Annotated in this window: 15 protein-coding genes; 3 read left to right on the plus strand and 12 right to left on the minus strand. The window is 64.2% G+C overall.

The genetic code is table 11. The features are described 5' to 3' along the window. Positions 1–302: 302 nt before the first annotated feature. Genes AC1DYJ_RS30325 through AC1DYJ_RS30335 form a run of 3 tightly spaced genes read left to right on the plus strand, consistent with a single transcriptional unit; the run spans position 303 to position 4,143 of the window. Complete coding sequence (locus tag AC1DYJ_RS30325) at positions 303–2,636, plus strand: type VI secretion system Vgr family protein (RefSeq protein WP_477288679.1); 2,334 nt, start codon at positions 303–305, stop codon at positions 2,634–2,636. 8 nt (positions 2,637–2,644) lie between these two features. Next, positions 2,645–3,070, plus strand: a complete 426-nt coding sequence (locus AC1DYJ_RS30330; RefSeq protein ID WP_477288681.1) for a DUF6484 domain-containing protein — start codon at positions 2,645–2,647, stop codon at positions 3,068–3,070. Continuing rightward, positions 3,070–4,143, plus strand: coding sequence for a HEAT repeat domain-containing protein (locus AC1DYJ_RS30335; RefSeq protein ID WP_477288682.1), 1,074 nt, complete (start codon positions 3,070–3,072; stop codon positions 4,141–4,143). Before AC1DYJ_RS30330 ends, AC1DYJ_RS30335 begins: the two co-directional genes overlap by 1 nt. A 96-nt stretch (positions 4,144–4,239) precedes the next feature. Here AC1DYJ_RS30335 and AC1DYJ_RS30340 read toward each other — a convergent pair whose 3' ends face one another. Genes AC1DYJ_RS30340 through tssF form a run of 12 tightly spaced genes read right to left on the minus strand, consistent with a single transcriptional unit; the run spans position 4,240 to position 19,874 of the window. Beyond that, positions 4,240–5,079: a hypothetical protein gene (locus tag AC1DYJ_RS30340; protein WP_477288684.1), complete on the minus strand. Its 840-nt coding sequence runs from the start codon at positions 5,077–5,079 to the stop codon at positions 4,240–4,242. Positions 5,080–5,095: 16 nt separating this feature from the next. Then, positions 5,096–6,142 (minus strand): PAAR-like domain-containing protein, encoded by a 1,047-nt coding sequence (locus AC1DYJ_RS30345; protein ID WP_477288686.1) that lies wholly within the window; start codon positions 6,140–6,142, stop codon positions 5,096–5,098. Between the two features lie 10 nt (positions 6,143–6,152). Then, entirely contained in the window at positions 6,153–7,160 is a 1,008-nt protein-coding gene (locus tag AC1DYJ_RS30350) for a hypothetical protein (protein WP_477288688.1), read from the minus strand. Continuing rightward, positions 7,157–8,245, minus strand: a complete 1,089-nt coding sequence (locus AC1DYJ_RS30355) for a DUF2169 family type VI secretion system accessory protein (protein WP_477288690.1) — start codon at positions 8,243–8,245, stop codon at positions 7,157–7,159. The genes AC1DYJ_RS30350 and AC1DYJ_RS30355 overlap by 4 nt, the downstream gene beginning before the upstream one ends. Positions 8,246–8,261: 16 nt before the next feature. After that, entirely contained in the window at positions 8,262–8,804 is a 543-nt protein-coding gene (gene tagF, locus AC1DYJ_RS30360; protein ID WP_477288692.1) for a type VI secretion system-associated protein TagF, read from the minus strand. Further along, positions 8,786–12,325, minus strand: coding sequence for a type VI secretion system membrane subunit TssM (tssM, locus tag AC1DYJ_RS30365; protein ID WP_477288694.1), 3,540 nt, complete (start codon positions 12,323–12,325; stop codon positions 8,786–8,788). Before tssM ends, tagF begins: the two co-directional genes overlap by 19 nt. Position 12,326: 1 nt before the next feature. Beyond that, positions 12,327–13,658, minus strand: coding sequence for a type IVB secretion system protein IcmH/DotU (icmH, locus tag AC1DYJ_RS30370; RefSeq protein ID WP_477288696.1), 1,332 nt, complete (start codon positions 13,656–13,658; stop codon positions 12,327–12,329). Positions 13,659–13,662: 4 nt separating this feature from the next. After that, positions 13,663–14,997 carry a type VI secretion system baseplate subunit TssK gene (gene tssK, locus AC1DYJ_RS30375; RefSeq protein ID WP_477288698.1) on the minus strand — a complete coding sequence of 445 codons (1,335 nt, stop codon included), beginning with the start codon at positions 14,995–14,997 and terminating at the stop codon, positions 13,663–13,665. Positions 14,998–15,055: 58 nt separating this feature from the next. Beyond that, positions 15,056–15,508 carry a type VI secretion system lipoprotein TssJ gene (gene tssJ, locus AC1DYJ_RS30380; RefSeq protein WP_477288700.1) on the minus strand — a complete coding sequence of 151 codons (453 nt, stop codon included), beginning with the start codon at positions 15,506–15,508 and terminating at the stop codon, positions 15,056–15,058. A gap of 3 nt (positions 15,509–15,511) precedes the next feature. Continuing rightward, positions 15,512–16,996, minus strand: coding sequence for a type VI secretion system-associated FHA domain protein TagH (tagH, locus tag AC1DYJ_RS30385; RefSeq protein WP_477288702.1), 1,485 nt, complete (start codon positions 16,994–16,996; stop codon positions 15,512–15,514). Then, positions 16,993–18,036, minus strand: coding sequence for a type VI secretion system baseplate subunit TssG (gene tssG, locus AC1DYJ_RS30390; protein ID WP_477288704.1), 1,044 nt, complete (start codon positions 18,034–18,036; stop codon positions 16,993–16,995). Before tssG ends, tagH begins: the two co-directional genes overlap by 4 nt. Further along, positions 18,000–19,874, minus strand: coding sequence for a type VI secretion system baseplate subunit TssF (gene tssF / locus AC1DYJ_RS30395; protein ID WP_477288706.1), 1,875 nt, complete (start codon positions 19,872–19,874; stop codon positions 18,000–18,002). The genes tssG and tssF overlap by 37 nt, the downstream gene beginning before the upstream one ends.

Here is a 19,874-nt window from a genome sequence, read left to right on the forward strand (position 1 = left end):
GCGGGAGAGCGGCGTTTCACACTGGCGAAAGCGGCGCAAACAGGACCCGCCTGCCGCTTGTCCTCGTTGGTCTGCCACAGAACATGTGGTAGGCTCAACATGGCTCTGGGTGGCAAATTCAGAAAAGTCCCTGAACGTGAGGTCGTTAACACAAGAAGGGCTTCGAACCTGCCACACTAGAGCCTGTTCCATCCCGACAAGTCGGGATGGGCTCTATTTCTTTGTTCGAGCATGATCTTTTCCGAAAACCGGACCCACTTCTAGGGATCATGCTCCGGCCGCGTCCAGGAGGGGCACGACCCATGCCGAGTGAACAACGCGCCGCACTTGTGCAGACGCCGGTCGGCGCCGAGCTGCTGACCTTCACGCATCTCGTCGGCCGCGACGAGATCAGCCGCTGTCTTGCCTACACCGTGGGATTTGTCAGCACCAATGCGGATATCGATCCGCTGAAGATGCTGGGCGGCGTCGTTTCGATCGAAGGCGAGTCCGATCCCAAACGCTGGTTCAGCGGCCTCATCGCCGAGTTTCGCCTTACCCGCATCGAAGACAGGATGGCCTACTACGAGGCGGTCGTCAGGCCATGGCTGTGGTTCCTCGGCAATACCACCGACTGCCGCATCTTCCAGGACAAGACCGCCGTCGAGATCGTCGAGGAGATTTTCTCCAAATATGGCGGCATCGCCAAATTCGAAAAGCGCCTGCAGGGCTCCTATCCGCCGCGCGAATATTGCGTGCAGTACGATGAGAGCGACCTCGATTTCGTGCAGCGGCTGCTCGAGCACGAAGGCATCATGTACTTCTTCGAGCACGCCGAGGGCGAGCACAAGCTGATCCTGGCCGACGCCATGAGCAAGCTGAAGCCGGCGCCGGGCTATGAGACCGTGCTCTATCAGTTCGAAGGACAGGGCTCGCGCCGCGACGTCGAATACATCACGGAATGGATCCCAGGCAGCGCCGTGCGCCCGGGCGCCTATGCCCACACCGACTACGATTTCGAGAAGCCAGCCGCCGATTTGATGGCGAAGTCGGCACAGCCCTTCGGCCACAAGCAGGCCGCCGGCGAGAACTATCGCCACCCCGGCGCGCATCTGGAGGTCGGCCGCGGCGACAGCCTGGCGGCGATCAGACGCGAGGAAATCCAGGCGCCGCATATGCGCATTGCCGCCGTCGGCACCGTGCGCGGCCTGTTTTCCGGCTGCACCTTCAAGCTCGACGGTTTTCCGCGCAAGGACCAGAACAAGGAGTATCTGGTCGTCAGCGCCGAATATCGGCTGTTCGATCCGGGCTACCGCGCCGGCGTCGACACCGACGGCGAGAATTTCAAGGTCGTGCTCGGCGTGGCGCCGACCTCAGTGCCTTACCGGCCGCCACGGATCACGGCGCGGCCGATCATGCGCGGGCCGCAGACGGCGACGGTGGTCGGTCCGTCCGGCGAGGAGATATTCACCGACAAATATGCCCGGGTGAAGGTGCAGTTCCACTGGGACCGACTGGGCAAGAAGGACCAGAAGAGCTCCTGCTTCGTGCGCGTGTCGCAGACCTGGGCCGGCAGCGGCTGGGGCTTCATCCAGATTCCGCGCATCGGCCAGGAAGTGATCGTCGATTTCATCGAAGGCAATCCGGATCTGCCGATCATCACCGGCAGGGTCTACAACGCCTCGCAGATGCCGCCCTACGGGCTGCCCGGCAACGCCACCCAGTCGGGCTGGAAGTCCAATTCGTCGAAGGGTGGCGGCGGCTACAACGAACTGATGTTCGAAGACAAGGCCGGCTCCGAACTGGTCAATTTCCAGGCGCAGAAGGACCATCACCTTCTGATCAAGCACGACCGCAACAAGACGGTCCAGCACGACCAGTCCGACCGCATCGACCACGACGCCAAGCACTCCGTCGGCCACAACCTCGACGAGGACGTCGGCAACAACAAGACGGTCAAGGTCGGCGTCGATCAGACCACCAATATCGGCAACAATGACACAGAGACGGTCGGCGTCAACCGCTCGCTGACTGTCGGGTCGAACGAGACGATAGGCATCGGTTCGAATTCGACGGAGACCATCGGTGCCAATCACACGCAGACCGTGGCGATTGTGCAGACGATCACGGTCGGTGCGGCGCGCATCGATACCGTTGGGGCCTCCGAGACCCGAACCGTGGGCGCGGTGCAGACCAATACTATCGGCGCGACACGCTCCGTGACGGTAGGTATCAGCCAGGACCATTCCATTGGGGCCGGTGATTCCTGGACCATCGGGGCAGGACAAGACATCAGTATCGGCGCCGGACAGACCGTTGCGATCGGCGCATCGCAAGCGACCAGTGTAGGCGCTTCGCGCAGCGCCACCATTGCCTCCAACGATGCCACCGATGTCGGTGGGGGTCATATGCTCAAGATCGCCAAGGGCAGCAAGATCGATGTCGGCGAGAGCGGCGTCATAGATGTCGGCAAGACTTTTACACTCGATGCCAAAGAATCCATCACGCTCAAGACCGGTAGCGCGCAGATTGTGATGAAGAAGGATGGCACGATCATCATCGAGGGCAAGGATATCACCGTCAAGGGCTCGGGCAAGATCAACATCAAGGCCTCAAGCGACGTGATTATCAAAGGCTCGAAGATCAACGAGAACTGAGGGCGACAATGAGCAGGCTCAAGACGAAGATCGACGGCGTTGTCATCGGCGCCTTCCTTGGGTTTGGAGAAGACGCCCCGCTGGTCGTTTTTCCCGGCAATCCCGAGAAGACGGCGTTGCCTGCTCGCAGTCTGTGCGAACTGTCATCTGACATGATCGGCTGCGACGTGGCCCTGCTGTTTCAGGAAGGCAATCCACGCAAGCCGCTCATTGTCGGTCGCATTGTCGAGCCAAGCCGCGCCAAGGCAGACCCACACGTCGTCCGCGACGGAAAGCGTGTACGAATCACCGCCGACGACTGTCTGGAACTGAGATGCGGCAAGGCGACGATCCTGATGGAAGCGGATGGTCGCATCACAATTCGTGGCGCTCACATCACCAGCCATGCCAGCGGCGCGCAACGCATCCGTGGCGGATCGATCAATCTGAACTGATGGCGTCGGCAGGCAAACAGCTCTTCGTCCCGGCGGCGCGACGCATCGCGGTGGAAGCTGTGCGCCAGCACGTCGAGCAGGCGGCGTTTCTATGGGCACAGCGGGACAGCTGGGGCCAGGAGGATCCGCCGGACGAGGCGGTGATCAGCGAGATCGGTGAACGCATCGATGTCAATCTGGATGGTCTGCGGATCGCCGGTACGGCCGCATGGCCGGCAGCCGAACGTCAGCTCGACGACTTTCCGGACAAGGGCGAGTTTTTTGTCATTGGCTGGATGGCGGTCGAGCAAGGCGACTCTTCGCGCATGGAGGAGGTCGTGGCGGCGGCAAAAGAAGTGGACGAACGCCGCGGTCTGATCGGCGCGCTGGGCTGGCACAAGCCGGCCAAAATAGCGCACCTCGTTCGCGATTGGCTGGTGGCGCCAGACGCGTACAAGCGTTATCTCGCGGTGGGCGCCTGCCTGGAGCATAGCGTCGATCCCAGGCAGTTGCTTGATCGACTGGTCAACGACCCCGAAGCGACGACGCGTGCATTCGCCTTGCGTCTGGCCGGGCGACTGAAGCGAGCCGATCTCGCGCGCGATATGGCGTCGGCGCTGGGGTCCGAGCACGCCGTCGTGCGGCTTTGGGCTGGATGGGCGCTAACGGAACTGGGTTCCGGCGATCTGGCGCGAGCCGAATTGCGCAAGGCGGCTATCGCCGGAGGGCCCGAAGCGCTGACCGCTTTGCGTGGCGCCATCAAGGCTGGTCCCGCCAAGGACGTGCGTGCCTGGATGGGCGGGTTGATGAAATCGGCCGCCACCGCACCACTTTCGGTGCGGGGTGCAGGTATGCTGGGTGATCGTGCGATCCTGCCATGGCTGATCGAGCGGATGAGGGAGCCCCATCTCGCCGTCGCAGCTTGCGCGGCATTTCTGGAGCTCTTTCCAGAAGCGCGCGCCGAGACGAAGATGTTCACAGTCGACCCGACGGATTTGGGACCGGCGTTTGCAGAGTTTTTCGATGATGAGGTGGTGGGCGTCGCTGTCCCGGATCGGGTGGACTCCTGGCGGGCTCAAAACTGCGTGGTGTGATCCCAAGCAATTCCAGGAAAAGTGTGAGCGGTTTTCCGCCGGGAATTACTCAGAAAGAGATAGAGCGGATCACTGTTGCTGTGAAACAGTAAAACGCTATGGTAGGATCGGATGGCCAAAGAAGTAGCGCTGCCCGGGCTGATATTTTCCTCGTGGGTTGCCGTCGAAGAATTCCTCGAGAATGGCCATGATGGCTAGGCGGTCTGGACGCCCCAGTTCATTGAAGAACGAAGAACAATTCACGCCGGTATTCGCTTCGAATATCAGCCTGCCACGATAAAACCGCTCGCTCTGCAAATTTCCGTTCGCCGCCTGCGCCAATAGACGCGTTGCGAGCCTTACGACATCGAACGTCTCGCTTTCGAACACTTTTGTCCCTTGAACCGAACGGGAGAGCGCGTCTCGCAAGGGCGCTGCAAGATTCACGATACGCTGATGCTCGATTTCGGCGGCGCCGCCACCGAATATCTCCTTGTTTGCCGCTTCCAGCAAATAGGAAAGCTCACGCAGCGTCTGATCCCCGTCCTCCTCTGGGTCCGTGCAGCGCCCGTATATCGTCAGCAGCGGGTCGACCGCGCGCAGGTCGCAGGACAGCCCGAGCAATAGCGACATATTGTACCGAACCCACGGTGTGTCCATGCGTTCCTGAAAGACACCTAGCGCTTTCTGTACATCTTCCCATCTGCCGGCAGACGCGATGATGTTGATGCCCGCCGACCAGATCAAGCTTTCAGTATTGCGCACGAGAATTGGAGCTACGTGGCGCGTTTTAGAGAAGTCACCCTGCCGGCAGAGTAGATTTACGGCGTAAATCCGCTGCCAGTCGGAACCCTGCACGATCGGCTTGGCGTCAGTCAGCCCGTTATTTTCTTCAATGAAGAATCCGAGAGCCAACGGCCGGAACGGCTGATCGGAAGCGAAACTCTCTTTTGTCAAACGCCAATCCTCGCTCTCAGACCAGACTGTTGGTGCCGACCTCAAGATCGCTCTGCAGATCCTCGATCTGTTGGCATTCGGGGCCACCCATCATGTTTTCCGGGACCACATTGTTCGGGTCGTTGCATCCGCCGGCCTGTTTCGGTGTAATATGATTTCGCGACGTGCCGCCCACCGCCGGGGTTCCGGTTTTCGCCGACCAAACCGCATCGATGCGCATCTTCTTTGCATGTCCAAAATCCTTTGCGCACAGCCCGGATGTCGTCAGAACACTGCCAGGATTGTCCGGGTCTGGATGTCGTTTGCCTTGCGGTATCTCGAAATGGATGGCGCAACCACTCGTCTCACTAGGATGGACGTTGTTGCAACCAGCCCCTCCGGCGCGACTGTTGGCGCGTGCCGCGCTTTTCGCCATCACGAAATCCTTGAATTTCGCCTCCATGTTGGTCTTGTTTGCGCCTGCCGGCAACCGATCGACACGTGATTGCCAGAACTCCGTTGAAGTGACTGCCTTGTAAGGCTTCTTGGGCGTTTCAGTGCTGTCCGGATCGCGCTGCCACTCATGCAACGCATCGCCGCAGCAAGGACAAACACCGTTGTCGATGGCATATTGCGAATCGGCGAGGTTCTGCATTTCCAGCGACACAAGCGGTGCGGTCGTGGTCGCCGCCGAAGCATGGTTGCTGGTTGTAATGTCGAAATGCCGGCAGACATTCTTGTCTTCGAACTTAACGTCCATGCACCAGGCCTGAAAGAACGTTTTGCCGGTGATCTGATGCGTGACGACGTTGGCGCCGAAGGTGCGTGTCGCCGCCTCGTCGCCGAGCATAGGTTCCTTGTAGTAGGATTTCTGCGCCAGGGCGGCGCCGTTGCCGCCGATCTTCACGGTGCTGGAGCCAGATTTCAAATTGTTGGAAAACGACGTATCCGGATAGGGGATCGGGATCGGCCCTGCCGGCGGCGAAGGCGGCGACATGCAAACGTCGGGGAACCGCGCGATCGATTTGTTCATGCCGTTTTCGGCGGCGATTTCCCACATTCCGGCGAAGACGTTCTTGGTCATTTCGCCCTCCTCAAGCCGAGACGATGGCGGCGGCACGTCCGCCGAAGGCCATTGAGCTGCCATGCAGAGCTGCTAACCCGCCAGGGGCGTAGTTACGGCTGAAAGCCTGCTCCGCCCATGCAAGCTGGATCAGCCCCGCGGCCGCCCCGGTGTCGCCGATGCAGTCGGCGGCGTGCCAAACTGGTTGTTCCGGCCGCGACTGGCGCATGTTGCGCATCTGCGCGATGACGAGTTCCTCGAAAGCATAGGATTCACCCGCCACGTCACTGAGGCGGAAGGCGACTTCGTGCATTTCGGTGCGCGCCTCGGCGAGCGCCGTCCTCAAAGCGCCGGCCAGCCCGTTGGCGCGGAAAGGCTCCTCGCTGATCGCGGTAGCGGTTTCCGCGCCAAGCGCCAGACCGCGAACGGTGACATGGCTCGGCGTTAACGGACGGTGGCTGACGACCGCCAGGCATGCGGCCTCGCCGGGGATCAGCCCGTCCGTCGTCACGCTCGTCTTAAGCCGCATGTAGCGATCAAGCCACGCTAGTGTGCGTGCGTCGACGAGGCAGTCGATCGCAAGGACAATGCATGCCGGAGCGCCTTCGTCGAGCATCTTGCGCGCCTGCATCAGCGCTGCGAAGGCGGCGGGCTGGCCGGCTGCAATATGCGCCGTGCGCCTCTCGTTCACCGCCGAGCCATCGGGAAAATGCAGGTCGGCGAACATGCCGTTCAGCCGCGCGCCTGGCGTTTCCTTCTCGCGGGTGCAAAGGATCAGCGGCATCTGCGCCCAGGGCAGCACCGCTCCGATGTCGGGTTCGATGTGTTCCAGCACCAGACGCGCAAGCATGCGCAGGCGCTCACGCCCGCGTCTGGACGGCGCGATGGCGTCGACGCGCGCACCGCGGATCGGTATCGCCATGCGGTCGCGATAGTCGAGTTCCTCGAACGCTGCGATGCCGGCCCGCAGCGCCGCGCAGGTCGCGGCGGCGGTGTAGCCGACCGGCGAAACGAGGCTGACGCAGCTGACGACCGTCATCGGCGTCGACCTCGCAGCTTGGAGAGCGCAGCAACCGCCTCGCCAAGGCCGGCATAGTGCGGCTTGACCGCAAGCTCTTTGGGCGTCGACCCTACCTGGACCTGCTGGAGCCGCACGAATTTGCGCGGTAGCGTCACTGCAGCGCGACCGACCAGCACGATCTTGCCTTCATGCGGGATCAGATTGAGCGTATCGGGGTTCACGACCTTGTGCTCTGTGTGATCGTCATACATGAATCTAATGGGCACCCCGAACATCGGTACAATGACCTTGAACCGGCCCGACTCGTTCATGTTCACGCAGCCGAAAATCGTTCCCGGGCTAAGCTTATCCAGCCACTGGTCTTGCGGCGCGGCCTGAAAATACCGGTCGTCGAAATCCTGCGGCAGGAATGGCAGCACGTTGTCCATCCAGTGTTTGTCATAGGTGCCGGCATAACGGGCGCGCTCCTTGGCAAAGCGCGGCACGGGACCAAAGCCGATCGGTTTTGGTCGGTCGTTCCAGATGCGCATTCGGGATTCCGGGCGCTCGACACACGGCAGCGGGGTTCCATCAATGTCACTCTGGCCGACAAGGTAGCCGCTGCCGATCGGGTTAACGGGGTCGCTGCGATGCTTCGCCGGATCGGGATCCGTTCGGTCGGTGCCGCCAAAGGTGAGGTGCCATGCCAGGGGCATTGAAACAAAGGGTGTCGGCCGCGAAGCCTGAATGCCCAGCCCGCCTCTGAACCAGCGCCTTTGGCCAGTGACCACCGCGCGCTTGTCCAGTCCCGGCCCAACCAGACGAACTTCGACCGCCTCCGCCTGCCTCCCTTTCGGAGCGACCGCCATGGCATCGAGCAGGACCTCGCATTTGGGTTTGACGGGGGCAAAGTCGGTCTCGACGTGAATGGACGTGACTTCCGGATCGCCGTAGTGGGTATCGGCGTAGACGAAAGGTGACTGCGTCTTGCTGGGCGTGCAGTTGCCTTGCTCATCGACATCGTATGTCGCGCGAACGACCGCGACGCAAAACTTCACGCAATGCTTATCCTGATAGGGAAAAGTCTCCGCGAGAAACGGGGTGGTGTTCTGGCTGACGAACATCAGAGTTGCGCTCCCATCAGTTGGTCTCCCAACTGCCGGCAAGGATTGTCTCCAGCGTCGCTTGCGGTGCTTGCGGATCGATGTCGAAAATGTCGGAGTATCGGGTCCAGATCACCATGTCGGCGATCAGCTCCTCGCCTGGCTCGACCGGTGGTACAGACAGTTCGGCGAGCGTTGCATAGAGTTCGTCGGGCGTCAGTTCACCCTGTCGGGCGGCGCTTGCCGCCTCTTCGATCCCGGCAAACCAGGCTTCGGCATGCGTGAGCGTAACTGGGGCTCCAGGCAGTTGCGCGACAACGCTCAGCGGAAATTTCCGGCCAACCTTGTCGGCGCTTTGCAGGATGATGCCCGCCGACGCGCCGAAGGAATTCGGGCCGGCCAGAAACCGCAACGCCGTGCTGGGGGCCCAGATGTCCTGTCCAAACAGCGGCACCAGATGCTGCGCCAGCCAGCGATCCCAGCCGCGCACGAACTCGCCCGTCAGCCGCCGCGTCACGAAATCGCCGGTGGCTGGCATTTTGCCGTAAAAGCCGGGCAGGATTAGATCTGCGGCGGACATGAGAATTTCTTGAACATCTGGAGGTTGTAGGGATTTTCGACGCTCGCCGCCTTGAGCTTGAAGTCGGCGTACATGCCTTTCGTTCCCAGCCGCAGGCTATAGACGTCGGACAGCGAGGTGCCGGTGAAACGGCCGCCGCGCAGCATCCGCAGCCACGCCCAGCTGCCGGTCTCGTTGAGCATGATTTCCGGCGAGCCATCGATTGGCTGGAAGGCGAGCGAGATGACGCCGGTGCCGTCCTTGCCGGGCCAGGTCATCGGCTGCGGCCGCGTCGCATTGTTGAAATAGACGAGGTTCTGGCCGTCGAGATTGAGCGTCACGCGGGTGACGTTTGGCGACAGGTCGGTCGGTTCGAGCGTGAAGGCCATCACTGGGCCTTGGCCACCCGGGAAGAGATCGTCGCGGATGCGCCGCGCCTGCTCGAAGGCGGCAAGTGCGGATGGGTCGAGGCCGAAATCGGCGCGCCATTTCCACGGTTGTGCCGAAGTGTCGACATAGCTGATCAGATGGTCGTTGATGAAGCCGTCGATCATACCAGCCGGTCCGAACAGGCGGGCGAAGTCGCGCACGTTGACGTCGACGGCGCTGTCGGGGCTGAATGGATAGCGGTCGTTGAGCGCGGCCTGGCAGAAGGGCAGGATGTCGGCGCGCCAGATGGCGTTGAGCTCGGAGGCCACGGCCTTCTGCGTCAGCCCGCTGGTGTCGCCGGCAATGCCGGAGAGCCAGGTGTTGACCGGGTCGGGCAGGATCTGCGCCTGCCTGGCAACGGCGCCGGTCAGCTCGGCCAAGCCGCCCTGTTTCTTGATCGCGTCCTGCGGGTCGGGATTGGCGGTCACCGTCTGCAGCACATTGGACAGCGCCGTCAGCGCCACCACCGCGGCATCGAGCGCCGGCGGCTGGCCGTCGACCTCGGCAATCGTGCTCTTGAGCGGCTTGAAGTGCTCGGCCACCAGCGTGCCGGTCAGGTCGACTTCGCTGGCTGAGCCGGCGCGCGGCAACAGCTTGGCGCCGGTCTTGACGATCTTGCCAAGCTTGCCGAGTTTGCCCAGCAGTTTTGAGCCGCCCTTGGCCGCCGCCTTGTCGTCGGTCGCCGGCGCCTCGTCGGAACGGGTGAGGTCGACCTCCTGAACCACCGCCGTCAGCAGCCGCTTCAGCGCGGAATCGGCGCTCGACAGGTCCTTCAGATTCTCTGAGGCAATGTTGAGGTCGCTGAGCGGCGCCAGCCGCATGTCACGCAGGAAACTGTCCCACTGCGCGATGTAGTCGTCGTAGTAGAGCTTCAGAATGTCTTCCGACAGCGCCGACACTGACGTTTCGGAATTTTCCGAACAGCCGCCGGCAAACACCGCGCGATCGAGGGCAGCCTGCGCGGCGACATCCTCGACCCGGTCGAGGATCGCATCGTGGAAACCGTCATAGGTGAAGGCGCCTGATATGCCGACACGCAGCGTCTTGTCCGAGCGCCGCGAAAACACCTTGGCGCCGTTTGGGCCGGCGAAATTGGCGGGGATCCATTCCTTCAATCCGGCCACCGCCGGATCGGCCAGCAATTGCTTGTAGGCGCGCGCCGGCAGCGAGATCGTGCAGACCGTCTTCAACGCTTCGGCGACCAGCGCCTGGTCGGGCGCGATGTAGCTGTCATCGACCGCCATGCGGCGGATCGCAGCCAGCTGATGCTCTTCGGCATCGGCGGTCGGGAAGGGAGCGGCCGGCGCGAATTCCGGCAGGTCGTTCACCCACCAATTCTGCACGAAATCCGAATCCATCTGCGACAGGCCGGTCATCATGCGGTAGGTCTTGAGCGCGCCCAGCATGAAATCCGGATCGCGGATCTGCCGCCACATCGTCGCTTCGAGCAGTGCCACCATGCGTGGCTCGAGAACGTTGCGCAAAGCGTGGTCGTAGGTGTCGGTCTGCGCCCGCATCAGCTCGGCGGAAGCCGATGGCCCAAGCAAATCCTGCGCCTTGTCGGGCGGCGCAGTCCGGGCATTGGCGACCTCGTCCATGGCGTTGAGGGCAACGTCCATCGCCGGCTGCTGCACCGAGGCGGGCGTTGTGGCCGTCGAGGTCAGCGGCGCCTGCAGTGCCTCGAACTGGCCGGCCTGCGCGGCAATCGCATTGCGGTTGTCATAGTAGGACCAGGTGAACAGCGAGCCGGCCAGGATGGCGGCGGTCGCGCAGGCGGCGGCGGCACCGCGCCAGATCCAGCTGCGGCGGCGCTGCGCTAGCGGATCGAACGTGCCGAGCCCGGCCTCCTTGAAGATCACTTCGGTCAAAAGGTTCTTCAGGAAGAAGCTGCGCTTTTCAAAACGCTGCGCCGGCATCGAGCGCCGCGCCGGCAGGCCGAAGGAGGAGGAGAGTGCGGCGGTCAGCCGGTCGATCGGCGCGCCTTCCTGCGTCGCCGAGGTCAGATAGAGGCCGCGCAGCCAGGCGGCTTCCTCGTAGCGGCTCTCGCCGAACATCGCCTCGACCAGCACCTGGATCGGCTCGGACAAGCTTTGCAGCTGCGCCGGGAAGCGGAAGATTTCGGCGCGTTCGGCAAGCTTGTCTTCGTCTTCCAGCCGCGGCACCAGCCGCTTTTCGAGCTCCCTCGACAGTGTCGAGATTTCACCCGCGATGGTCTTGGCGTCGACACGCGCGTCGAGCGGGAAGGTCGTGCCCCAGACCTGTTCGCGCGCCTGTGTCGACAGGCCGCCGAAGAAGGCCTCGAAGCCTCTGATGAGATCGGCCTTGGTCAGCATGAGATAGACCGGCAAGCGGATTTCCAGCCGCTCCTCGAGCTCGGCCAGGCGCCTGCGGATCTTGCGGCCATGCGCCTTGACGGCTTCGTCGCCCTCGGAGAGCGCATCGATCCCAAGCGCGACGATGACGCCGTTCAGCGCACGCCGGCCACGATGCTTCTTCAACAGGTCGAGGAAGCCCAGCCATTCTGCGGCGTCGACATCGGGCTGGCTCTCCTGCTGGACATAGCGTCCGGCCGTGTCGATCATCACCGCGTTTTCGGAGAAGAACCAGTCGCAGTTGCGCGTGCCGCCGATGCCTTGCAGGTCGTCGGTCAGGTCGATCGGAAAGTTGAGGCCGGACTGGCGCAAGGCCGTCGTCTTGCCGGTCGCCGGCGGGCCGACGATGACATACCACGGCATCTCGCGCAGGAATTTGCGGTTGCCGAGCTTGCGCCGCCTCAGCTCGACCATCACGTCCTGGAATTTGGCGCCGACGGCAGCGACATTTTCCTCGCCGGGGGTAAGCCGCTTTTCCTCGACGGGTGCTGCGATCTCGGCGACGAACATGCGGTTGGCGCGGATCGCCCGGCGCTGGGCAACGATCAGCCAGATCAGCCAGAAGATCACCAGCAGCGCGATGATGACGATGCGCACCGTCTCCGACGCCATCGGCACGTAATCGCCGACCCGCACGATCGGGCCGAACACCCAGATGATCAGCGACAGCAGCGCAAGGCCGATCAGCGTCCACAGGAAACGCGAGGTCAGGACAGCCCAGAGGAAGCGCAGGATGAACATGTCACAGCCTCTTCTCGACCAGCACTTCGACGCGGCGGTTGAGCGCACGGCCTTCCCGCGTGGAGTTGTCGGCCACCGGATCGCTTTCGGCGCGGCCTTCGGAAGAGATGATTTCCTTCGGCACGCCGGCCTGTACCAGAAGCTCGGCTATGGTTTCGGCGCGGGCTTCCGACAGGCGTTGGTTGCTGGCAAGCGGGTTGGACTTTTGCAGGCGCACATTGTCGGTATGGCCAACCACTGTGATCTTTCCGATCAGGTCCTTGTTGTCGAGGATCACCTTGGCGATGGACTCGACCAGCGGCTCATAGCCCTGGGTGAGTGTCGGACGCGACGATTGGAAGAGTTCGGGGCTGGAAGCCTGGATAACGAGCTTGGCCAGCGAGACGCTCTCCGTGCCGCTCAGCGCTTTGCTCGTGTCCGCCGGCGCTGCCTTCTGGAATTCCGGCAGCAGCGCGTAGTCGACGGCAACCGGCAGAGGCGGCGGAGCGTCGGCCTTGGGGGCCGCGCGCGTGACATCGGCGCGCGTCGGCGGCGGCAAAGCGCGCACCAGCGTCGAAAGCTCGACTGCCTGGCTGCTCAGCCCCATCGACAGGCCAATATGGATGGCGGTCGCGATGACCGCGGCGGCCACCACCATCACCCAGATCGGCACGATGAAACGCTGCGGTTCGTCCGACGCGATCACGCCCTTCCAGTTGGGCGACAATGGTGCGCCTTCGGCGTCGCTGTCGCGCAGGAAACGCGCTGCCGCGACGCGCACGGCATTGAGCGAACGGTCGCCGGAGCGGCCGGGCACGCGATATTTGCCGCGGAAGCCGAGCGCCATGCAATGATACTGCAGTTCCAGCATTTCGCGGTCGCGGTTGGGATGGCGCTCAAGGTCTTCGAGACGGGCAAAGAATTGCGCGCCGGCATCGACGTCGCCGCGCAGCATCACCACCAGTGGCTGGCGCGGCCAGGCGCTGGCGCCGCCCCACGGCGTGTTCAGCGCCAGGTCGTCGAGCAGCGCCGCCACCAGCCATGCCGCCTGGTCGGCGCGCTCGAGCGAAGAGCCTTGCGCCATGGTGGCGTCGCGGCAGCGCACGAGTTCATCGAGCAGCCTCGTACGCAGCGCTTCGGGATTTTCCGGCGGCAGCGCGTTTTCCAGCTCGGGCGCAAATTCGAGCAAAGGCGCGAACGCGTTGACGAGTGCGTTCGGATGCGCGCGCGACGAGCGCTTTGCGATGACGCCCGACGCCGGCAGGGGCATGGCGCGCGGCGTCGGCGCTCCGCTCAGACGGATGCGCGTGCGCTCCCGATCCTCGGACAGTCCGAATGGATCGTCCCTGCTCATCATCTCACCTGTTGACCGAGTAGCAGTCGACCTGCGGTTCGCTGGGCAGCACGCCCGAAACGCCGATCACAAAACCGGGCGCTTCGAGCAGCGAGGCCCAGTGCTCGCTTTTCTGGTCGAGTTCGAGGCACAGCCGGTCGCCGTCATAGGGAATTTCGCGCGGTTGCGAATGCAATGGTTTTAGCGGAATGCCGGGCAGGCGCGACTTCCACAACCCTTCGAATTCGCTGGCCGATCCCACAGTCGCCTGATTGACGAAAATCTTGCGCAAGGCATCCTCCGACAGTTCGGAGCCGATCCGCACCACGATCCGGCTCGCCACCAGAAGTTTCGGGTTGTCGATGCGGATCTTCCACACATTGGTGGCATGCCGCATGACCGGCAGCGCGCGCGATTTCGGCTCGATGTAGCGCAGGCTGAGGATCAGCGAGCGCAGCGCGTCGGCCAGCGCCGAATAGGCTGGCCCCGGCGCCATGTGGTCGTAAACCGGCAGTTCGCCGAGTCGCCTTGCGCTCGAGCCGTAGGTGGCCATCGAGCCGGCGAGACCGGCAAGCTCCATATAGACCTCGGCCGGATGGAACACGTCCTGCGCCAGCATGTGCGCCAGCCGCGGCCGCGCGGCGTTGACCAGGTTGAGGATCAGAAGATCCTCGACGCTGCGGCCCGGGCCGCCCAGCACCATCTTGCCATGCGCTTCGGCGATCTGGTCGAGGCCGGTGACCACCTCCTGCAGCAGGCGGCTGTACCAGGACGCCGCGCCGATGACCAAGGTCGGCGGCAGGAACGTGTCGTCCAAGGCCACGCCGCCATCGGCGCGCACTCCCTTGAGTTCGCCCACCGGCAGGGCCGTGTAGCCGCCGACAGCCGTGCCCGGCGCCAGCAACAGCGCCTGCGGCCGCGCAATCTCGATCTCCTCGGGATCGGAGCCGCCATGCACGGCGTCGCGCACCGACACGATCCGGCCGCGATAGCGTGCGCCCGAGGGCTCGGCGTGGGCCGGGTCGAAGCCGACGCCGCCGGGCGGTTCGAGCGGCAGCGCTATCAGCACCGGTCCCGCGCCCATCTCCGGCGTCACCGCCAGAGGCCGCGGCGCATCCATCGTCTCGGGGATCGCAAACGGCGTCCCGTCGGGAAAGATGCCGCGCGCCGAAAGCACCGAGATCTGGCCGGCATCGAGCTGTGCCTGGTCGAGCGTCAGCGTTCGAAAGCCGAACGTATGCAGATGCCCGGCCTGCAAGGCGCCGCGCACCGTCGCCTCGAAGAAGCGGTCCTGTTGCTGGAAATGCTGGGTGCGAAGGAAAAGCCCCTCCGACCACAGCACCCTGTTTGCATCGCTCATGCCGGCACTCTCTGCTTCCTGCTCATCACTCTGGCGCGGCTTTGCGGAATTGCCGCCGCTAGGCGGAAATGCCGCCGCTGCCGAGCGTCACATTGATGGTGAACTTCGATCCCGGCGAAACCGACTTGGTCGTGCGCCAGCTGCGTCCGGTGGGGTCCCTGATCAGCGCGACGAAGCCAAGTGCGGCCACTTCCGGTTCGACCGTGATCGTCTTCGACGCGGTCTTGCCCGGCCCGACCGAAATCGTATCGGAGCCGATCAGATCGCCGCCAAGTGCCGCGCCAGCACCGCCCTGCAGAGCAAAATAGTCGGCCGAATTGAAGGCGCCGGTGCTCTTCAGGCGCAGGATCATGACCGTCACCGGCCTGTCGCCGCCGCCCGGTCCCGGATTCATGCCGGCGCCGCCGGCAAGATTGACCGTTATGACGGAGGGCTTCGGCGGGCCGCTCTGGCAAGCCGTCAGCAATCCTGTCGCGCCCAAGGCAAGAATGAAGTCGCGTCTGTCGATCATGTCCTAGTCCTCCTCATATGCATCCCTAAAATCAGCGCCGATCTCGCCCAGAAAACGCGTCTCCGCGCTGTGAGCGATTTCACGGTGGCGTTTCTGGTACAGTTCCCAGAGTTTTGCGCCGCGCCCGCCGGTCAGCAGATTGCCGATCGCCGAACTCGACTTCAGTTCCTGTTCGATCGCCGCCGGATCGAAGCGGTCGATCATGCGTTTCAGCGCGCCCTGCACGCCGCGCCAGGCGCGAACGTGGTGCTGCGCCAGATCACGCACCGCGTCCCTGATCGCCGCATCGGCGCCGAGGAAGCCGGGGCTGCGCTCGGCCAGAATGGTCACCAGCGCATCGTCGACCGAGGGCAGGAATTTGAGCGGGTTGACCTCGGATGCGCCAACCACGGTCTGCGCGACGCGGGCGTTGCCCTTCTCTTCGGCGCGCTTGCGCAGAAGCTGCATCAGGCCTTCCATCATCAGCCGGTATTCGCGGCCGAATTTTTCCATATCGGCCACCGGATCGCGGCCGGGAAAATCGGCTTCGTCCATGCCCATGCCGCGCAGGAAAGCAGCGCGCAATTCGGTGTCCGACGGTCCGGCCGACGGCCGCGCCGCGGCTTGCCGGACGGGAGCGCGCGGCGGTGGCGGAGACGGAGCTGGCGGTGGCTGCCGCGGCGATGGCTCGGCTGCGCGGGCGGGCAGATCCCACGGCGCGGGAGAGGGGGCAGGGGAGGGCGCTTCGCTTGCGCCGCTATTCGTTGCGCCGGCGTCGAGGCTGGTGGACTCGGCGGGGCCAAAACCGAACCCGTCATCGAAGGCCGGTGGCTGCCCGGAACTGGATCTGCTCGGCTCTCTCGACAGCGGGGCGGAGTCGAGGCCGAAAGGATCGGCGAACGATGGCCTGGCGCCGTTTCTGTCATTGGGCTCAGGCGCCGGCGTCGCCACGGGATCGAGGCTGAACGGATCGTCGAACGCCTGCGAGCTGCGTTCGTTGGACTGCGCACGTGCGAACGCGCCCGGCACCGGCTTCTCGAACGGATCGGGCAGGTCGGCGGGTCGCGGCCGTCCCGGCTCTTCTTGCGTCGTGGACGAAAAGAAATCATCGCCGCCGAGGCTGACCGGCGCCCGCGACGCCGCCGGATTGCTGGCGGGCGCCGAGGGTCTGTGGGCCGGCGCTTCGGTCTTGGCCGTCTGCAGATCGACCCACACCACATAGTCGCCCAGCCGCAGCCGCATGCCGCTTTGCAGGCGCGCCGTATTTCCCGCGCCGAGCGGGCTGGCGGCATCGTCGATGAACAGCCCGCTGCTGGAGGTGTCGGTGACAAAATAGCCGCCCTGCTGGCTGGTGATCTTGCAGTGGGCGCGCGAGACGAACATGTCGGGATCGTTGATCTGCCAGTCGGCGTCGGCGCTGCGGCCGATCACCAGCTCACCCTCGTCCAGCCGCGCCTGCCGCGTGACCTGCGCGCGTGGTCCCTGTTCGAGCGTCAGCAGCAGGCTCATGCCGCCACCTCTTCCCGCCAGCCGACAATGGTCCGCAGCCGCATGTCGTCGGCATCTCCCTTTTCGACGGGCCGTTTCAGCCAGGTGGTGCGGCCAAGCTGGACGGTTCCGAGCTTCGCCGGCGGCACTGCCTTTGCTGCAAGCACGATCCTCAGATCGACATCGATGGTCTCGCCGATCAGGTCGCGCACCGCTTGCTTCAACAGCGTCAGCCGCTCGCCGCCCGGCAGGAAGGCCTTGTAGTCCTTGTAGCTCAGCGCGCCGATGCGCAGCTCGATCCGGCTCTGCCGGGAGAAGCTGCGCGGGCCAATGGTGGCGCTGCGGCCGAGCGTGGCATAGCTGCCGGCAAGCCGGCTCTGCAGCGCCTTGGGGATGGTCATCCAGGCGGCGACGAACTCCTTCAGCACCACCGGCACCTTGAAGGCTTCCGCAATGAACAGCGTCAGCCGTTCGGGGCCGTCGATCTGGCTGGCGAGCGAGGCGGCCTGGCGAAGTTTTACAGCATCGAGTTCGGCATCCTGCGTGCCGGGCAACCCGATGCCGGCCATCGCTTCCAGCATGGAGCGGACGCGGCCGCCGACACCGCGTTCGACCTGCACCGCCGGATGCGCATCCGCCCAGGCGCGGTAGTAGAGCGCGATCATCCGGTGCTGCAGGATGTTGACGAAATCGACGAAGGTCGTGTCGCTCGTCTGCCGTGCCTCCGCACCCGCATACCAGCGTTGCGACAGGCGATCGAGCACCCAGCGCGTCAGATGCAGCGGCATCGGCCCTTCGGGTCCGAGCAGGCCGAGATTGTTAATGGTGACGCGTGCCGGCGACTTGTCCGTTGGCTCGCGGAAATCCACCACGTCCTGCACCGCGAAGGAGAGGCGCACATTCTGGCCGAGCCTTGCCGGCTCGCGGTCCGGCCGACCGGAATGGCCGAACAGGCCGCCTTGCCGTTCCAGCCGGCGCAGCAGCTCGAAGAAGTCGAAACTCTCGGATAGCGTTGCGGCTCGCTCTAGATCAGGTAGCGATTGCCGGGCGTCATCGGCCATGGCACATCCTCCTGTTTCTGGAGCAACCGCGTGCGGGTGCGCACGAACCCGTTTATCCCGGCATGGCGGGCAAACAGCCGCGACAGCAGGCCCGACAGCAGCAAGGTACTTTGTCCTGCCAGCACCGACTGGTCGACATGCAGGGTCACTTCCGTGCCGCGGCCGAAACACATCGGTCCGTCGATTGCCAGCCGCTCGATCACCGCGCGCGAGTCGATGCGCACGATCGAGCGCACATTGCGGGCAAGCCCGGGATCGCCGCGCTCGGCGTAGAGATCGAGCAGCGCGTGCAGCGGATCGACACCACGGCCTTCCTTGGCCAGGCTGAGGAAGTTGAGCGCCAGCTGCGACACCAGCCGCCAGGCGAGATCATCGGCGCGCGACTCGCCGTCGGCGCCGGCTGGCAGCGCTGCCGGAATGGCCGGCTGCGGCGAACGCAGCGCGCCAAGCAGCCGGACCGCCTCCACCGGGTCGCCGGCTTCCAGCGTCAGGTTAGGCGTGTCGTCGAGGATGGCGAGGTCGCGGTTGGTGCACAGCGCCACGATGTCGACGCGCTTCAGCGGCCGGTTGGCCTGGCTGTGGACCGGGCGCGAGATCGCCAGGAAGACGTCGTCGCCGGCATAGGAGGTGCGCGTCACGCCCTGGCTGCGCTCGTCCTCGGTTGGCCGGCGCGGCCGCCGCTCGGTCGAATAGACCCAGCCGCTGCCACGGTTTTGTCCGAGGCTGAAGAGCTCCGGTATTTCCGCATCGGGACCTTCGGCGTCAGCATCTTCGACGCGGGTCACGCGGTAAATCTCAAAATCGCGCGCGCGCGTGCGGTCGGCGTGCAGCACCTGGCGCGTCTTGCGGTGATCGAGCTCGATGACGTTGCACTCGCGCTCGAAGAGATTGATGATCGGCGTCGCGAAAAGTTCGAAATCCGCCGGCGACAGATCGGCGAGTTCGGGCACCGGACGCCTGAACAGGAAGATGATCTCTAGCCCCGCCTGGCATTTGCGCACCACCGGCTGCAAGCCGGTTACACGCGCATAATGGAAGCGCTCGGGCATCATGAAATATTCGCGCAGCAGGCGGTAGCCTTCGAAGGTCGGCCGCGTGCGCGGCATCATCGCCTCGGCATCGGCGATGCCTACCATCTCCGGTGCCGGCAGGGGCGACAGCGGATTGGTCTTGCCTTCAGGTCTTGCGCCGATGCCAGAGCAGACGCCGAAGATCGCGTCGAATGTCAGCGGCGCCTTGGTGCGGTTGGCGAAGTAGAGGTCAAGCCGGTCGAGCGCCAGTTCGCCCAGTTTGACCTTTCCGGTCGGGGCAAGCGTGATGCGCAGTGCGGCTTCGCCGCCCTGGCCGCCGATCGGGCCAATGCCGGCGGCGGCCAATGCGCTGCGGTCCTGGAAATAGCCGACCGAACTGATCGCGATCGGAAACAGCGTCATGTCCTGCGCAGTGGTGAATGTGCAGCGTGTCGACAGGCCGGCCTGCAGGCTGGAGACCAGCCGCGTGCCGCGCTTGACGACATGGCCGGCAAGCATGGTCTGCACCTGCTGGCCGGGCTTCAGCACCACCATGGCGGTTGCCGGCGCCGGCGTGACGAGATCGGGATAAAGCACGTCGAGGATGGCGCGCGAAAACCGCGAGCGTTCGGCGTCCACCTTCAACCGCGTGCGTGCGGCGAGAAAGGCGACGCCGTCGAGCAGCCGCTCGACATAAGGGTCTGGACACGGCACCGTGTCCAGCGACAGATTGCGCGCGACGGCCGGATGCATGTCGGCGAACTCCGCCGCCAGCCCGCGTATGTGGGACAGTTCTTCCTCGTAATATTCTACGAAGACCCGGTCCAT

The sequence above is a fragment of the Mesorhizobium sp. P2_B11 genome (genome assembly GCF_056404855.1).

Excerpts from the sequence above, each read along its gene's own strand:
- AC1DYJ_RS30325 (WP_477288679.1), top strand. The coding sequence starts at position 303 with ATGCCGAGTGAACAACGCGCCGCACTTGTGCAGACGCCGGTCGGCGCC.
- AC1DYJ_RS30330 (WP_477288681.1), top strand. The coding sequence starts at position 2,645 with ATGAGCAGGCTCAAGACGAAGATCGACGGCGTTGTCATCGGCGCCTTC.
- AC1DYJ_RS30335 (WP_477288682.1), top strand. The coding sequence starts at position 3,070 with ATGGCGTCGGCAGGCAAACAGCTCTTCGTCCCGGCGGCGCGACGCATC.
- AC1DYJ_RS30345 (WP_477288686.1), bottom strand. The coding sequence starts at position 6,142 with ATGACCAAGAACGTCTTCGCCGGAATGTGGGAAATCGCCGCCGAAAAC.
- AC1DYJ_RS30350 (WP_477288688.1), bottom strand. The coding sequence starts at position 7,160 with ATGACGGTCGTCAGCTGCGTCAGCCTCGTTTCGCCGGTCGGCTACACC.
- AC1DYJ_RS30355 (WP_477288690.1), bottom strand. The coding sequence starts at position 8,245 with ATGTTCGTCAGCCAGAACACCACCCCGTTTCTCGCGGAGACTTTTCCC.
- tagF (WP_477288692.1), bottom strand. The coding sequence starts at position 8,804 with ATGTCCGCCGCAGATCTAATCCTGCCCGGCTTTTACGGCAAAATGCCA.
- tssM (WP_477288694.1), bottom strand. The coding sequence starts at position 12,325 with ATGTTCATCCTGCGCTTCCTCTGGGCTGTCCTGACCTCGCGTTTCCTG.
- icmH (WP_477288696.1), bottom strand. The coding sequence starts at position 13,658 with ATGAGCAGGGACGATCCATTCGGACTGTCCGAGGATCGGGAGCGCACG.
- tssK (WP_477288698.1), bottom strand. The coding sequence starts at position 14,997 with ATGAGCGATGCAAACAGGGTGCTGTGGTCGGAGGGGCTTTTCCTTCGC.
- tssJ (WP_477288700.1), bottom strand. The coding sequence starts at position 15,508 with ATGATCGACAGACGCGACTTCATTCTTGCCTTGGGCGCGACAGGATTG.
- tagH (WP_477288702.1), bottom strand. The coding sequence starts at position 16,996 with ATGAGCCTGCTGCTGACGCTCGAACAGGGACCACGCGCGCAGGTCACG.
- tssG (WP_477288704.1), bottom strand. The coding sequence starts at position 18,036 with ATGGCCGATGACGCCCGGCAATCGCTACCTGATCTAGAGCGAGCCGCA.
- tssF (WP_477288706.1), bottom strand. The coding sequence starts at position 19,874 with ATGGACCGGGTCTTCGTAGAATATTACGAGGAAGAACTGTCCCACATA.